At 66.3% G+C, this 14,981-nt stretch carries 14 protein-coding genes and 1 pseudogene; 7 read left to right on the top strand and 8 right to left on the bottom strand.

Annotated features, from left to right (window positions below):
- Positions 1-88: 88 nt before the first annotated feature.
- Positions 89-988, bottom strand: coding sequence for a phytanoyl-CoA dioxygenase family protein (locus AN216_RS27280; RefSeq protein WP_079166691.1), 900 nt, complete (start codon positions 986-988; stop codon positions 89-91).
- Positions 989-1,626: 638 nt separating this feature from the next.
- Here AN216_RS27280 and AN216_RS17105 point away from each other — a divergent pair.
- A complete protein-coding gene (locus AN216_RS17105) occupies positions 1,627-2,379 on the top strand; it encodes a beta/alpha barrel domain-containing protein (protein ID WP_079166690.1) in 753 nt (250 codons plus the stop codon).
- Between the two features lie 100 nt (positions 2,380-2,479).
- Here the strand turns inward: AN216_RS17105 and AN216_RS27275 are convergent, their stop codons facing one another.
- The 3 genes from AN216_RS27275 to AN216_RS27265 all read right to left on the bottom strand — a co-directional run bounded on the left by AN216_RS27275 (position 2,480) and on the right by AN216_RS27265 (position 5,607).
- A complete protein-coding gene (locus AN216_RS27275; protein ID WP_079166689.1) occupies positions 2,480-3,253 on the bottom strand; it encodes an SDR family oxidoreductase in 774 nt (257 codons plus the stop codon).
- A gap of 43 nt (positions 3,254-3,296) precedes the next feature.
- Positions 3,297-4,169 (bottom strand): fumarylacetoacetate hydrolase family protein, encoded by an 873-nt coding sequence (locus AN216_RS27270; protein ID WP_139140947.1) that lies wholly within the window; start codon positions 4,167-4,169, stop codon positions 3,297-3,299.
- Positions 4,170-4,284: 115 nt separating this feature from the next.
- Complete coding sequence (locus tag AN216_RS27265; protein WP_170843150.1) at positions 4,285-5,607, bottom strand: helix-turn-helix domain-containing protein; 1,323 nt, start codon at positions 5,605-5,607, stop codon at positions 4,285-4,287.
- A gap of 730 nt (positions 5,608-6,337) precedes the next feature.
- On the opposite strand from AN216_RS27265, the pseudogene AN216_RS17095 reads away from it, so the two are divergent.
- From AN216_RS17095 to AN216_RS29305, 3 genes and pseudogenes are all read left to right on the top strand, one after another.
- Positions 6,338-6,781: pseudogene (locus AN216_RS17095) on the top strand (dihydrofolate reductase family protein); the annotation flags it as partial.
- A gap of 251 nt (positions 6,782-7,032) precedes the next feature.
- Entirely contained in the window at positions 7,033-7,431 is a 399-nt protein-coding gene (locus tag AN216_RS17090; protein ID WP_070197558.1) for a sulfotransferase family protein, read from the top strand.
- A 312-nt stretch (positions 7,432-7,743) separates the two neighbouring features.
- The gene (locus AN216_RS29305; protein WP_170843149.1) at positions 7,744-7,893 is read left to right on the top strand and encodes a hypothetical protein; all 150 of its coding nucleotides are present in this window, start codon (positions 7,744-7,746) and stop codon (positions 7,891-7,893) included.
- Here AN216_RS29305 and AN216_RS17080 read toward each other — a convergent pair.
- Complete coding sequence (locus AN216_RS17080; RefSeq protein ID WP_070197556.1) at positions 7,882-8,358, bottom strand: PPOX class F420-dependent oxidoreductase; 477 nt, start codon at positions 8,356-8,358, stop codon at positions 7,882-7,884. The two genes, AN216_RS29305 and AN216_RS17080, sit on opposite strands and share 12 nt — an antisense overlap.
- 326 nt (positions 8,359-8,684) lie before the next feature.
- Here AN216_RS17080 and AN216_RS17075 point away from each other — a divergent pair, with 326 nt between their 5' ends.
- A complete protein-coding gene (locus tag AN216_RS17075; protein WP_079166685.1) occupies positions 8,685-9,977 on the top strand; it encodes a serine hydrolase domain-containing protein in 1,293 nt (430 codons plus the stop codon).
- On the opposite strand, the gene AN216_RS17070 is transcribed toward AN216_RS17075, so the two are convergent.
- Entirely contained in the window at positions 9,965-10,180 is a 216-nt protein-coding gene (locus AN216_RS17070; RefSeq protein ID WP_070197555.1) for a DUF397 domain-containing protein, read from the bottom strand. The genes AN216_RS17075 and AN216_RS17070 overlap by 13 nt on opposite strands.
- Complete coding sequence (locus tag AN216_RS17065) at positions 10,159-10,749, bottom strand: DUF5753 domain-containing protein (protein ID WP_338059259.1); 591 nt, start codon at positions 10,747-10,749, stop codon at positions 10,159-10,161. The genes AN216_RS17070 and AN216_RS17065 overlap by 22 nt, the downstream gene beginning before the upstream one ends.
- A gap of 523 nt (positions 10,750-11,272) precedes the next feature.
- Between AN216_RS17065 and AN216_RS17060 the strand changes: the two genes are divergently transcribed.
- On the top strand, positions 11,273-11,602 hold the full coding sequence (locus AN216_RS17060; RefSeq protein WP_070197554.1) for a hypothetical protein: 330 nt from the start codon (positions 11,273-11,275) through the stop codon (positions 11,600-11,602).
- 3 nt (positions 11,603-11,605) lie between these two features.
- Here the strand turns inward: AN216_RS17060 and AN216_RS17055 are convergent, their stop codons facing one another.
- Positions 11,606-13,306, bottom strand: coding sequence for a protein kinase domain-containing protein (locus tag AN216_RS17055; protein ID WP_139140946.1), 1,701 nt, complete (start codon positions 13,304-13,306; stop codon positions 11,606-11,608).
- A 213-nt stretch (positions 13,307-13,519) separates the two neighbouring features.
- Here AN216_RS17055 and AN216_RS17050 point away from each other — a divergent pair, with 213 nt between their 5' ends.
- Positions 13,520-14,869, top strand: coding sequence for an APC family permease (locus AN216_RS17050; RefSeq protein WP_070197552.1), 1,350 nt, complete (start codon positions 13,520-13,522; stop codon positions 14,867-14,869).
- Positions 14,870-14,981 lie beyond the last annotated feature (112 nt).

Below are 14,981 nucleotides of genomic sequence, written 5' to 3'. Positions count from 1 at the left end.
CCGGCAATCGCCGGGCGTTGTGAGGTCTGTGATCAGCTCCTGGAACCGAGCGGGCCGGGAAAGCAATTCGCAGACCTCTACCCAGTTGTTACGCAGTGGCTGACTCTGCTTCATGGGCGAAGTAGCCTGTCTTGTTCTTACCATCTGATTCCAGGTGTGAGCCCTCCTGAATCTGATAGAGCGAGTTGAACTCGGCTGCCGCAAGGGGAAGTTGCCAGACTCCCCCCTCGCAGCGGGCCATGCGAGCGGGCTTGCCGTGCACCAGCTTCGCGGTGGGCTCATTGTGGGCAGCGTGAGGCCCATAATATATGGGGAATGCGTCCGCTGCCCTGTATGCAGGAATGAACACACGCCGATACCGGTCGGATGTGTTCTTCTCAGATGAATGCGCCGCCAGCGGGTGGATGAAAACAGCTGTTCCTGCCGGGCCTTCACAGTCGACCACTGTGGAATCGTCCACACCCACCTGGTCCAGCGAAGTGATCTTTCCGCCGAAGTGGCCACCGACCTCGTGACTGAGGATGCCTCGACGGTGGGATCCGGCTGCCACCCTCAGGCAGGAGTTCTCGCGCGTCGCGTCATCGAGGTAGATGAGGCATGCTACAAGATCCGTATTGGTGTGGGGGTAGTAGGCGAAGTCCTGGTGCCACTCGACGACGCTGCCTACCTCTGGCGGCTTCACGTTCAACTTGGAGTACTGCAGGACGATGTCTTCGCCAATCAGTTGAGCCGTGGCATCAAGGACTTGAGGATCTTCCGCCATTCCGGCGAAAATCTTGTCCCGCGATGTAGGAGCCCAGATGCGTCGAGCCTTGGCGTCATATCCCGGCTCAACCTCGGCCACCTCACTTATACTGGGAGAGGAAAGCAAAGAATCTACGACCGCGCGCGCCTGCGCGACAACACCTGCGTTGACGAGTTTTTCAACAACAAGGAAACCGTTCTCCTTGTAGAAATCGACTTGACTCTTGGTGAGTACATTACCCACGGATATCTCCTCTGTCAGAAGTGCAGGTCACAGCGGCTCATCAGGCAGCGACCGGAAGAACAGGTTTCTCACAGTCCCGCTGACCATAGAGTTGCCGCAGTGCTGAGCATGAACGCCAGCCGCCACCGACTGCAAGAGGGAACGGGTAAAAATGAGAGGCAGCTCCCCTCTCTCGACTGCCGCTTTTCTGCCGGTCCAACTGCCGCCCAAAACCCGCACACGAGACTAGACTCACCGAGGTGCGACTTCACTCCGGGACTTTTCTCAGCAGCTGCGCACGAGCAGACTCCGGAAGAGTTTCCCCGGATGCAGGTATCCGTCGCCTCGCTATGTTGTTTTCTACCCTTGGGGGTCTCATGACTATTTCTCGACACGACGCCACTGGCGCCCTGAAGCCGAAAAACATCGAAATCCTCGACTGCACTCTCAGAGATGGAAGTTACTCCGTCGGATTTCAGTTCACGGAAGAAACTATCCGCAATACCCTGATCGGGCTCGAGGAATCCGGCATATAATTCGTCGAACTCGGGCACGGACTCGGCCTCAACGCATCGGAGGCACTGAACAAGCCGGCGGCGGTACCCGATGAACAATGCTTCCACATTGCACGTGAATCTCTGCAAAATGCCGCATGGGGCATGTTCTGCATTCCCGGGGTCGCGAACACTTCGCATCTCAAGCAAGCGGCAGCTGCAGGAATGCAGTTCGTTCGTATCGGCGTGGACATCACAGACGTTTCCCCAGCGGAGGAATTCATCCCGCTGGCGAAGGAGCTCGGACTGACTGCTTTCGTCAATCTCATGAAGACGAACGTGCTTGAGACCGAAGACGTGGTAGACCCCGTGCGACAGTGCGTCTCGTACGGGGCCGACAGCGTCTATCTGGTCGACTCAGCGGGCAGCTACTTGCCCTTCGAGGTCAGCGAACTGTTCCACGTCGTTAGCGACACCGTAGACGTACCCCTGGGCTTTCACGGGCACGACAACCTCGGACTCGCCAATGCAAACGCTCTTGCAGCGGCATCTAGCGGAGCTCACTACATCGACGCCACACTCGATGGCATTGGCAGGGGGGCTGGCAACACCAGCACCGAAGGCTTTGCCACGGTCCTGCACCGCCAAGGAGCGCCTACAGCCCCGGACTACCAGCGTCTGGCGCACCTGAGTGAGAGTACGATTCGCGTCGTGCCACGTCTCCACGACGACCGGATCTATCAGGTGGTCGGTGGACTGACGCGGACTCACTCCAGCTTGTTCCCCCTGATCACGCGGTGCGCCGAAGCAGAGGGAGTTGACGTGTTCTCGCTCATGGCAGCGGTGGCTGAAGTGGATCGGGTCCATCCGACGGAGAAGCTCGTCGCTGCGACTGCCAGCGCTCTGGCCGCGTCCTGATCAGTCGGCTCCCCCTGACCGGTGCTCGGGTTGTGTCTGAACATCGGACAGGGGGCCGGCCTCAGCACTACTCGTCGCGGTCACGAAGGCCGGATGCCTGCTAGAGCACAGGTGAAAGCCCACCGTCGCACCGCACGGTGTTTCCGGTGATATATGAGGCTCTACTGCCGCACAAGAACGCTGCGACATCTGCAAACTCTGAGGGGTCGCCGTACCTGTGGGCTGGGATCTCTGTTATGGACGCAGCTTTAACTTCTCCCTCCTTGCGCCCAGTTCTGGCAGCCCGTGCTGCGTCAAGCTGCAGCACTCTGTCGGTGGCGATGCGGCCGGGGAGTAGCATATTGACAGTCACACCGTCTGCCGCAACTTCTGTTGCAAGCATCTTGAGATAGGCCGCAAAGGCGGAACGTCCGATACTAGAGAGAGCCAGGTCACCGATGGGAGTGACAACGGAACTCGAACCGATAGCGAGAATTCTCCCCCATTTTTGCTTCCTCATGTACGGTAAGGCTAAGGAGATTAGGCGGTGATGCGCCGTCACCAAGTATTCGATGGCGTCACCCACCTCTTCTTCTTCAATCTCCGTCACCTTTGCAGGGCGTGGTCCTGGTCCGTTGAGTACAAGTATGTCCACAGAGCCGAACGCCGTCTCAGCCTCCGCTATCAGGGTGCTTACGCCCTTCGGTGCTGAGAGATCTATTCCCACGGCTATGGCGTTCGGTAGGCCTGCGGCGACACTTTCCGCCAGTGATTTCCGCCGACCGCACACGACCACACGTGCGCCCTCCTGGGAGAGCGCCTCTGCCGTGGCTCTCCCGAGCCCAGAAGTGGAACCGCACACGAGGGCGGTTTTCCCCTCCACACCCATGTCCATCAGAAATCGCCCTCCACTCGCAGCCTTGAACTAGAGGTACCTCTCATCCTTCGCGTGAAGCACGCCGTACACGGTTCCGGAGGTGACCAACCCCCTCCACGCGCGCCTCGACCGTGTCCCCGTCCCTGATGACCCCGGCCCCCGGAGTTCCAGTTGCCACGATGCTGCCAGCTTCCAGTGTCATCCCCCCGGAAAAGTAACTGACTTGCCAATAGGGATCACGCATCATGGCAGAAACGTCGTTAGACGCTATGGTTTCCCCGTTCACGATCGTCGAAGTACGTACGCGAGACAGGTCGGGGATTTCATCAGGCGTTACCACCCACGGGCCAATACTGCAAAAGGTGTCAAACGCTTTTGCCCATGGAATGTGGCGGGGATTGGTTCGGATTGCATCTTCCGCGGTCATGTCCAGCACGCTGGTGAACCCGAATACTACAGAACGCGCCTCCTCCGCAGATACATCTCGGCACGTCTTTCCTATGACGACGCCGAGTTCGGCTTCAGCGGTGATGCGCTCTGACTGGCTTGGGAGCACGATGTCGTCCCCGAAGCCAATAATGGTACTGCTCGGACGCAAATAGGACCCGGGGGCTCCGGTTGGTTGTACCGCATCCAGATCATCGGCATGCCTGCGGTAGTTTAGGCCAACACCCCACAGCTTGGGCGGGTTCCTGTAAATGGGCGCAAACGGTGCAGATTCAATCGGAATGGCTGTTTTCAGCTTCGGAGCGCTCGTTATCACTTCTTTGAGTCCGTCGAGCTGATTTTTGAGAACAACGTCGAGGAGCGTGGGTCCGAAGTTTCCCCCAGTGACCTTGTTGATTGAACTGACCAGGACCATTCCGGCGTCTGTCGAGATGCCGACATCCTCGCCCCTGTCGAACCTGAGGCTGCAGAAACGCACTGAGTTCACGTCCTATCATTACAGTTGGGAATCTGAATGGCATGCCTGCTGTGCACCTAGTGTGCAGATCGGCAGCAGGAAGAAGGGTTCAAGCATAGGGATCTGCACGATAGCAGGAGGTATTTCACACCCAAAGTTCACCGAATCGGCGCACGATATTTAGAGTGGCAAACAACGACGCGTCGGTCTCGTCGGTTCGCCGGAGCAGGCCGTGGATGAACAAGTTGTATACGTCGTCCGCGGCCTGCGCGAAATCCGTATTCTGCTCTTTTGCTATGTCGGAAATCGACCAGGATATTGAGGTTTGCCCCATAGTCGAGAGTAATTTATGCTGCCGGAAAGTGAGTGCTCGGACAGAGTGCCGGACCGAATCGAACGCCTCGGGTTCCTGGGTGGCAAGCGGTACCGGACGTCGCGCCACCATGGCAGGGTCATGAGCGAGCTGTTGGGCCAGCTGTTGAGGAGAGTAGACCAAAATCCACCGCGCGGCGAGTTCCAGAGCCTTCGGCAGTCCATCTAACGCGCGGCAGATGTTGGCGATGTATTCCGCGTTCCGGCTGTTGAGTTCGAAAGTAGGACGTATCTGCTGCACACGTGTCAATAGCATGCGCACCGAGGGGACTTGCTCCAAATGGGAAGGGTCAGTTGCGCCCTCCACCCTGGGTAGCGGCAACGGGGCGAGTGGAAACAATTCTTCTATGGGGGCGTCGGGCGTGCTCCGCGCGGTGCAGAGAACCGTCAGCCCGGGACATGAAGAGAGAAGGTCGGCTACCGCAGCCGCCAACGTGCTGGCCGCGGGTGCTCCGTCCAGAATGAGTAGCGCACGTCGACCTCCAATGAGGTCTGCCGCGTGCCCCGGGAAGTGTGCCTCGCCTGAGAGCAGGTCGCCGATGCGCTCGAAGAGGAACTCCTCAACCTCCTCCCGGCTACTCCCCGGAAACGGGGTCGGCATCAACGGCACCCAAAGGACCGATCCTGCTTCTCGCATGTGCCAGGTTCGCGCGAACTCAAGTGCCAGTCGGGTCTTGCCCGCGCCCTCAATTCCCGTAATGGTGAGCAGGCGGCGGCCCCTGGGGGCTAAGAGCCGGCGAAGAACGGCGAGTTCATCGTCCCGTCCAAAGAGCGGCCCGTCAGCAGCCGGAGGTGGCACATGCACCATGTCCCGTGGCTGGAGTTGTCTCTGCACCGAGTCAGACGGTCCGAAGACCTCGACGAGATCTTGATCGTCCGCTTTGAGGTGCAGTGCCTGGGCTAGCAGGCGAATGGTATCTCGGCGCGGAGTCTTGACTCGTCCATTCTCGATGTCACGAATCGAGCGCACGCTGAGTGTGCTGAAGTCCGCGAGTTGCTTCTGGGAGAGACCAGAACGCCGGCGGAGACCGCGGATGCGTGGCCCAAGCGCCGCTATCTCAGGCTCATCCCCATCAAGCAAGGTTTCCACGTGCATGGAAATACCCCCAACGTACCTACTTCGGACACGTCGATTCCGGAGCGCGAATCGAGGCCGCATACGAAAGCATGGTGGAGTCAGACCGGACGCTGTGCTGGCAGTGAAGCTTGAAGAAGACCTCCTTGAAGCGGTCCTTCAGGTTGGCCTGTCGCTTCCGCTCGGCGTGGTACCGGAGTTCAGGGAGGGCGTCGACGATCTTGCGCTGTGTCGGGGACCGCTGCTGATGCGCGTGGGCGTGACAAGGTTGTGCCGAGTCTTGAGCGCTTCGATTTCGTGCTGGGTGAGGTCGAGCGGTTGCTGATCGGTCACGCGAGCTCCTGCGGTCAGGGCCTCACCACCGTTTCGTGACGGTGGGTGTGTGAGGACGTCTGCTGTCTGGACTGGCCTGCTGGTGTGGCATGCGCTACCGAGGTTTCGTCTCCGTCGGTTGGGGCGTGCACCCCTGCACGAGAGTGAACCGCACCCGGGTTTGATGGAGCCATCGAAGACTCGGAAGGATGCCGAGCATGGCTGCCCCTAAGGAGTACTCTGACGGACTGCGTGAGCGTGCGACCCCTATGGCAGTCGAGGCCCGCAGGGAGCCACCGCGTAGGCCGGTATATGTGGTTCGCGACGGCCGGGAGGCCCATGCCGGGCATGGACTCGATGATCTCGGCGCGGTCGTCGGTGCGTGAGGTCGCGTGGATCTCCCGGTCGTTGTCCTTGATCCGCTCATCCAGGGCCAGGACTTGGGGGCGAGGCCACCTACCGCCAGATGTCCGGCTTCTCCGCCGGCGAGGTCCCGGATGGTCAAGACGAGTTCAGGGCCGAGGAAGAGGCGTCCGTGGACGAGCTCACGCAAGCATCCAAGCTGGTGTTCTCCTCCTCACTCGAGGAACCACTCACGTGGGCCAACTCCACGCTCGTTCGCGATGACGCCGTCGAGGCGGTCCGCGCGATGAAGGAGAACGGCTCGGGGCTCCTCAGCACGATCGGCAGCCTGAGCCTGTGCCGGTCCCTGCTCAAGGCCGGACTCGTCGACCGCTTCCGGGTCGTGATGTTCCCGGTGATCACCGGGGCCACGGGCGCGGAACGCATCTACGACGGATATCCGGACGTCGCCCTCGAGATGATCGAGCACCGCACCTTCGACGGCCGCATCCAGCTGGTCGAGTACAAGCCCCGCGTGTAGGCAGGAGTCCCGGAATCCACCGCCGCCGCATCTCACCGGCGAGCGCGAGGCCCGAGAGAGTGTCTACGCGGTCACCAGCCTCGACGCCCAGCAGGCCGTCCCAGCCGAACTGGCCGCCGCGATTCGCGTGCACCGGGGAGTGGAGAACTCCTCGCAGCACAATCAGGGGATGTCACCTTCGTCGAGGACGTCTCCACCGTCCACACCGGGCCGGCAGCACGGGCCATAGCGACATCGCCGATCCCGGACGGATGCCCGGCTGGGTCGACGTGATGAAGGGCGAGACCTCGGACTGGGAGGGGATCTTCGACGGCTTCCGGTCCACCCTGGACCGGCCCGCCGCGGCCTACTGGTGGGAACTGAGCGAGGCGTACCCGACGGCGAAGGTGCTGCTGACCGTGCGCGATCCGGAGCGCTGGTACAAGAGCGTTTACGACACCATCTACCAGGGTGTGAAGAGCGGCGAGGCCCCAACGGAGGACGGGCACGAGTTCTGGGGGCTGCTCCAGGAGCGCGGGCCCGGCCCGTGGTTCGAGGACAAGGACCGCGCGGTTCGGTTCTTCGAGGAGCACAACGCCGCCGTAAGCGAGTCCATCCCAGCCGAGCGGCTGCTCGTACACCACGTCGGGGACGGCTGGGAGCCACTCTGAGCCGCCGTCACGGACCGCCACCGTCGCCGGCCGGGCATGCTGGGGTGGCTCCGTAACAGGACCTTGCGGCGCCGCTCCAACGGCCCGACCCTGCCCGCAGCGTGACAGGGTGGCAAGGCACTACGCCGGGACGCGACGGGGCGAGGGACGATGGCCGGGGGCCGGCACACACCCAGCGCCAAGCGCCCGGCGGATTCCGTCCAGCGACACGGCCGAAGCCGGCCCGGCGACCCACCGAGGCGGGTGAGGCCGATCTCGCCGGAACCCTTCGCAGACCGACGGTCCGCGGCTTCGTGCCTCAAGCTGTTGCTCGTGCTGGCCGCCGTGGTGCTCGTCCTGTACCTGCTGTTTGTCGCCTGGACGATCTGGGACTTCGACTACGACCTGGGGCATCGGCGGAACTGCTCTCCGACGGCCGGCGTCGAACCGGCGGAACCCGCCCCGCCCGGCTCAGTCCGCTGAGTCCTCCGCCAGCCGAGCCGGGAAGCCGCCGGTGGCGATCGGACCCCAACGCTTCGGGGTGACCCGGATCAGGGACTTGCCCTGCCGGAGCATCGCCGCGCGGTACTCGTCCCAGTCCGGGTGTTCCCCGGAGATCACCCGGAAGTACTCGACCAGTGGCTCCACCGAGTCCGGCGGGTCGATCACCTCCGCCTCGCCGTCGACCTGCACCCAGGGACCGTCCCAGTCGTCGGAGAGGACGACCAGGCTGACCGCCGAGTCCCGCCGGGCGTTACGGGTCTTGGCGCGCTCGGGATAGGTCGACACGACGATCCGTCCCTCGTCGTCCACGCCGCAGGTCAGCGGGGACGCCTGCGGGCCGCCGTCCGAGCGGCGGGTGAGGAGGAGGGCACGGTGCCGGGGGCGTACGAAGTCCAGCAGGGCGGCACGGTCGACGGTGGTGTTGCTTGCGACGGAAGGGCTCATGCCGGCGAGCGTACGGGCCGTGGCGTTGGTACGCGCGCGTGTCGCTCGGCAGCCGTGTCAGCGCGCTCCGAAGGCATCGGCGAGGTCATCGGCAAGGCGGACGCGTTCCGTGACCGAGCTACGTCCCGCACGCCGTACCCTCGGCGGTGGCGGAACGCTCTCGGCCGTGTCGCTATCCCTGGCTCCGTGCTCGGCATGCCCGTGGGCTGCTTCCTTGCTCGCCTCGCGTTTCTGGGGACTGGAATAACGACTGGAGAACGTACCCGGCCCGGTCTATCGGCGCACCGCGCTTGCGCCGACGCCGGGCCTGGCGTTAGGTGGCCGGCATGTCCCCAAGCATCAGCCGTCGTACGGCGCTCACCCTCGCGGGAGGCGCGACCGCCGGCCTGCTCGTGCCCGCCACCGCCCAGGCGGGCGGAAGGTTCCCGGTGCTACGGCCCGGCCGCGCCGAGGAGGCCGGCATGGCCGAGGGCCCGCTCGCGGCGCTCGATGAGGCGGTCACGGCGCGCATGGGACCAGGCCAGGACGCGGCGTACCCAGGTGCCGTGCTGCTCGTCGCCAGGCATGGTGTGGTGGTCAAGCACACGGCCTACGGGCACGCGCAGACCCACCGGGACGGCGAGCGGCTGGACCGGCCTCGTCCGATGCGGCCCGATACCGTCTTCGACCTGGCGTCCTGCTCGAAGGTGCTGGCCACGACGGCCGCGATCATGGCGCTGGTGGACGACGGCCTGGTGTCCCAGGACGCGCCCGCCGCCCGCTGGGTTCCGGGGGTGCCCCGGGCCGTCACCGTGCGGCGGCTCCTCACCCACACCGCGGGCCTGTGGGAGTGGCAGCCGACCTACCTGTGGGCCGAAGACCCCGCCGAGGCCGTCTCGTACATCACCGGACTCCCGTTGCGATACGGCGTCGGCGAGGGCAGGCACTACTCCGACCTGGGCTTCATGCTGCTTGGGGAGATCGTGCGCCGGGCGAGCGGCCGATCCCTGCCGGCGTACGTCCACGACCGGGTACACCGCCGGCTCCGGATGCGCGACACCGGTTACCGGCCGGGGCGGCGCGGAAATACAGCGGCGACCTCGCTGGGCAACGCGTACGAGCGGCGGATGATCGACACCGAGGACCCGTACCCGATCCTCGGCGACCGAGGTGTCGAGGACTTCGACGGCTGGCGGAAGCACACCCTCGTCGGCGAGGTGAACGACGGCAACGCCGCCTACTCCTTCCACGGCGTCGCGGGCCACGCGGGACTCTTCGGTACCGCGCGGGACATCGCCGTGTTCGCGCAGACCCTCGCGAACGGCGGGGGATACGGGCACCGCCGGGTCCTCGCCGACGCCACCGTCGAGGAGTTCACCCGGGACGCGTACGAGCTCGGGCAGGGGCTCGGCTTCTGGACACACCGCTTCGAGGACGTGCCGGGACTCGGCGACGGCGGCGTCGGGCACAGCGGCTTCACCGGCACGGAGTTCGCCGTCGACCGCCGCGACGGGCTGATCGTCGTCCTGCTCACCAACCGTCTGCACCCCAGGCTTCCGGCCGCTTCCGTCGAGCCGACCTGGCGGGCGGTGCGCGAGGGCGTCGCGGAGGCCCTGGCGGGTACGGCTCAACGTGGGTGATCGTCCGCGCTCTTCAGGGTGGTGACGAAGGAGATCCAAGCGGCGCGGGGGAAGCCGAGGGTGGGGCCGTGGGGGGTCTTGCTGTCCCGTACGGGTACGAGGCCCGGTACGCCCTCGCCGACCTCGACGCACTCCCCACCGTTCATGTTGCTGTGGCTGCTCTTGCGCCATGCCCTGATGCTCATCTCCTGGCCTGTGTGCATGACGTGTACTCCTCCATCGCAGCGGCGATCATGACTCCGGACTCCTTTGGTGGGAGAGCGTACGCCCGCAACGCGTCGTAGAGGCCACGGCGTTGCTCGACGTCCTCCGGGTCCTCGTGTAGTCGTCCGGCTTCTCGACCTTCTTCGTAGGCCACGGAACGGCCGCCGGTGAGTTTGAGCAAAGTCAACGGTCCTTCCATCAGGGCGTGACCGCCATGGCTGAAGGGCAGAACCTGGACTTTCGTGCCAGCGGTGTCCACGATCGCCAACAGCGCCGCCAACTGTTCGCGCATCACCTCCGGTTCTCCGACCGGGCGACGGACCACCGCCTCATCCAGGACGGCCCACAGGCGGGGCGCCGCAGCGGAACGCAACCGTTGCTGACGCCCCATACGGACGGAGACCCGTTCCTCTGTTCTGGCTTCCGTCGCGTCGGGTGCGTAGCTGAAGAACGCCCGGGCGTACGCCTCCGTCTGCAGCAGCCCCGGCACGACATGAGCGGCGTAATGCTCTATGACCCGCGCCTCCGCCTCGAAGTCCATGTAGCGGCGGTACTGGTCCGGATGCACCTCGCGCCGAACCAGTTCGTACAGCCGCTGGAACAGGCCCTCCGCACCGAAGGCCGCGTCCAGCCTCCGACAGGCCCGGCGCGGGCAGGAGTTCGGCGGTCTCCACGCGCGCCAGCGCGCTCTTGCTGGAGTTGACGATCTGGCTCAGCTGGACGAGCGACAGTTCGGCCTGCTCGCGTTGCAGCCGCAGCTCCGCGCCGTAGAAGTGCCGTGCCGAGCGTGTCGGGGTGAGCGCCTGTGGCTGGAACTTCATCGGTCTCTCCCTGTCCTGTCCCGGGTCCGGGTTTGGGACGACGGTGCCCGTCCCGCCAGTAACGACGGGACGCGATCCCGTTGTTGACGACTGATCCGGAGGGCGATCATCGAAACACCCACGGTAGTCGGCGGCTCGGCACGGTGTCGGGAATTCACCTTGTCGAGGCCGCGATCCAGGAAAGGAAGCACCACTATGCACGTCTTCCGGCGAGCACCCGCCCCCCGTCCGTACCCGCGCGAACGGCGTCAGCATGGACGGAGCCGCCTGATGCGGGCGGGCGACCGTCCCCTACGGCTGCTGCCGTGGTCGGGACCCGAGGGCAAACCGTGCTACCTGAGCGGCGACGGCACCGGCATGCTGTCCCGGCTCGCGGACGACATGGAGCACACGCAGCTCGCCATGGGGGAGGAACTGCTCCACCATGCCCGGGAGATGCTGGCCGACCACACGGTCACCAACCACCAGCTCCATTTCCTGGCCTCTCGACTCCGCGAGGCGCTACGGGACGCGCTGCGGGTCGCGGAGAGCCGGGCGAGCGGTTGTCCGCCGAGGTCGAACACCCGGTGGACGGGGAGGCGTGACCTGGCCGCTGAGTAGGTCCTACTCGTATCTGGTGGTGCACGCCCAGGTGACCACGCGCCCGCCACCCACGTTGTTCTGCGCGTCTCGCTTCGCCTCTGCGGCCGTGTCGCCGCTGCCGCCGTGGTAGTAGCGGGTGCTCTCGTTGTAGGCGACGGCTCCACAGCCGTTGTGAAAGGTCGTGACGACCTTGCAGTTGGTGCCGGAGCACTGGCTCAACGCCCCTGACTTGGCGGCGCTCTCCGTGTCGTAGTCCCAGGATCGTCCGTTGCTGCCGTCCTGTCCCACGGCTATCGCGCCCCACTCGTTCAGAGTCGGGGTCGGGTCGGGGGCGTCATAGGTGGGGTCGGGCTCGGGGGCGTCATAGGTCGGATCGGGCTCGGGCTCGTCGTACGTGGGGTCGGGATCATAGGTGTCCTCCGGCTCCTCCTCGATCGGGTCCGGGTCCGGGGGGTCGTAGGTCGGGTCGTCGTCGGGCGGGCTCGAGGTGTCGGTGGAGGTGGGCACGGTGTCGGAGCTGGTGTCGGTGCTGTCGGAGGCGGAATTCTCGCTGGCCAGCGCCGACGCGACGACCACCGCCGCGATCAGGGCGACGACCAGCGCGCCGATCTTGCCCGACGAGTTCCCGCCGGAGCCCGGGTTCCCGCCCGGGCCCGTGCCGCCGGCCGGGGTGGGGGGTGCCGCGCCCCCGCCCCGCCGGTTGTTCCCCGACGCCTGTCGCCGTGCGCCGCCCGAGCCGCCCGTCGGGTCGGTGACCCGCCTGGTGTGTCCCGGTGTGTCGGAGGTCCAGTCGCGGGTGACCGTCTCGGCTTCCGCCTGGTCGGTCGCTCGTTGGAGGCGCTTGCCCTCCTCGAGATACTGGTCGATCATCGCGCGCCAACCGCTCGGCAGCACCTGGGCGCCGCTCTCGGCGAGGCGCCGTACGAGCTGCTCGGCGGTCGGTCGGTCCTCGGGTCGTGCCGCGAGGCAGTCGCCGACCAACTCGGTGAGGCCCTCGGGCAGTCCGTCCAGGTTGGTGGCGGCCTGTCGTACGTAGTTGAGCTGCTGGAGCGGCTCCTGGGTCTCCGGGTACGGCAGCTTCCCGCAGGCCAGGTAGAAGAGGGTGACGCCGAGCGCGTAGATGTCGGAGGCGGGGGCGCTGGGCTGCCCGTCGGCCTGTTCCGGCGCGGCGAAGGCGACGGTGCCGAGGGTGAGCTTGGTGCTGGTGAGGTCGCTGGCGTGGGAGATGCCGAAGTCGATGACCTTCGGACCGTCGGTGGTCAGGAGGATGTTGAGCGGCTTCACGTCCCGGTGCACGATGCCCTGACGGTGCAGCTCCTTGAGCGCCCGCGCTATCCCGAGGGCGATCCAGCGCACCGCGCTCTCGTGGGACAGCGGGCCCTTCTGCACCGTGAGTGCCTCGAGCGAGGGCGCCGGGACGTACTCCATGGCCATCCAGGGCCGTTCGGCCTCGACATCGGAGTCCAGCACCTTGGCGGTGTGCTGGCTCCTGACCCGACGAGCGAGCTTGACCTCCCGACCGAACCGCTTGCGGGCCTCCTCGGTTACCCCAGCCGGGGCCAGCAGCGTCTTGATGGCGACGATTCGACCCGTGCCAGGATGTCGTCCGAGGTAGAGCACGCCCATGCCGCCGGTGGCCAGCTGGCAGAGCAGTCGGTACGGCCCGAGTTGACGCAACTCGCCACTCAGGTCGAAAACGCCCATCCCAAACGATTCCGGCACAGCCCCGAGTCCTCCCGCTCGCCGCCCGCCTCACCCTGTGCTGACACCCTCTCACGTACCGCCGATCCGGGCGTTGGTGCTGCACGAACTTCCTGACGCCACATCACCGGCCCGCCCGACGGTTCGCCGGCCGCGCGTACGGATACGGTCGTCCCGGCTGACCCGAGCGAGACGTACGCCACCGGCCAGGCGCGCGGGGCCGAGGAGCGAACCATGAGCAGGTCCGGGACATCCGGCGGCGAACCGCACGGGCTGCGGCGGCGGTTGGGCGTGAGCGACGCCGTGCTGCTCGGGCTCGGCTCGATGCTCGGTGCCGGTATCTTCGCCGCGCTGGCCCCGGCGGCCCGCGCGGCTGGTTCCGGGCTGCTGCTAGGACTCGCGCTGGCCGCCGTGGTGGCGTACTGCAACGCGACGTCCTCCGCGCGGCTGGCCGCACGCTACCCCGCCTCCGGCGGCACGTACGTCTACGCCGGGAAACGACTCGGCGGCTTCTGGGGCTACCTCGCTGGCTGGGGCTTCGTCGTCGGCAAGACGGCGTCCTGCGCGGCTATGGCGCTCACCGTCGGCTCGTACGCGTGGCCCGGGCAGGCGCGTTGGGTGGCGGTGCTCGCGGTGCTGGCGCTGACCGGGGTGAACTACGCGGGGGTGCACAAGTCCGCCCGGCTGACCCGGGTGATCGTCGCGGTGGTGCTGACGGTGCTGGCGATGGTGGTGCTCGTGGGCCTGACCTCCGGGGCGGCGGACCCCGCGCGGCTGGACCTCGCCGGTGGCGCGGGCGGCGGCTTCCGGGGCGTGCTGGAGGCCGCGGGCCTGTTGTTCTTCGCCTTCGCCGGGTACGCCCGGATCGCCACGCTCGGCGAGGAGGTGCGCGACCCGGCGCGTACGATCCCGCGGGCCATCCCGCTGGCGCTCGGGATCGCGCTCGCGGTGTACGCCGCCGTCGCGGTCTGCGTGCTCGTGGTGCTGGGTCCCGGCCCGCTGGCCGGCGCCACCGCGCCGCTCTCCGAGGTCGCACGGGTCGCGGACGCCGGCTGGTTGGAGCCCGTCGTACGGGCCGGCGCCGCGGTGGCCGCGCTCGGCTCGCTGCTCGCGCTGATTCTCGGGGTGTCCCGTACGACCCTGGCCATGGCGCGGGACCGGCACCTGCCCGGGGCGCTGGCCGTCGTCGATCCGCGTCACCAGGTGCCGCGCCGGGCGGAGGCGCTGGTGGGGGCGGTGGTCGTGCTGCTGGTGTTGACGGTGGACCTGCGGGGCGCGATCGGCTTCTCCTCCTTCGGCGTGCTGGTCTACTACGCCCTCGCCAACGCCTCGGCCCGTACCCTCACTCGGGCCGAGGGCCGGCCGCCGCGTCTCGTGCCCGTCGTCGGCCTGCTCGGCTGCCTGGTGCTGGCCTGCGCGCTGCCGCTGTCCGCCGTGCTGCCCGGCGTGGGGGTACTGGGGCTCGGGGCGGTCGCTTACGCGGTGGGACGCGTCCGCGCGGAAGGTGGGGGCGGCGGGTCCCGCAGGGACGGCAGGGACGGCAGCACGGGCGGCACCGACGGCACGCACGGGCGGTTCCGGTAGGCGGGAGCCGTGACCGCCGGAGCCAGGCTCGGGGCCGGAATCAGGTGTCGCAGTCCAGCACCGTGTGACACAGCCCGCAGCGGGCCCGTACCCGCCCGCGTACGGGTACCCG

This window comes from Streptomyces oceani (assembly GCF_001751245.1).
GTDB classification, from domain to species: domain Bacteria; phylum Actinomycetota; class Actinomycetes; order Streptomycetales; family Streptomycetaceae; genus Streptomyces; species Streptomyces oceani.
The sequence above is the reverse complement of the archived record's forward strand: the minus strand, read 5'-3'. Positions and strand labels throughout refer to the sequence as shown.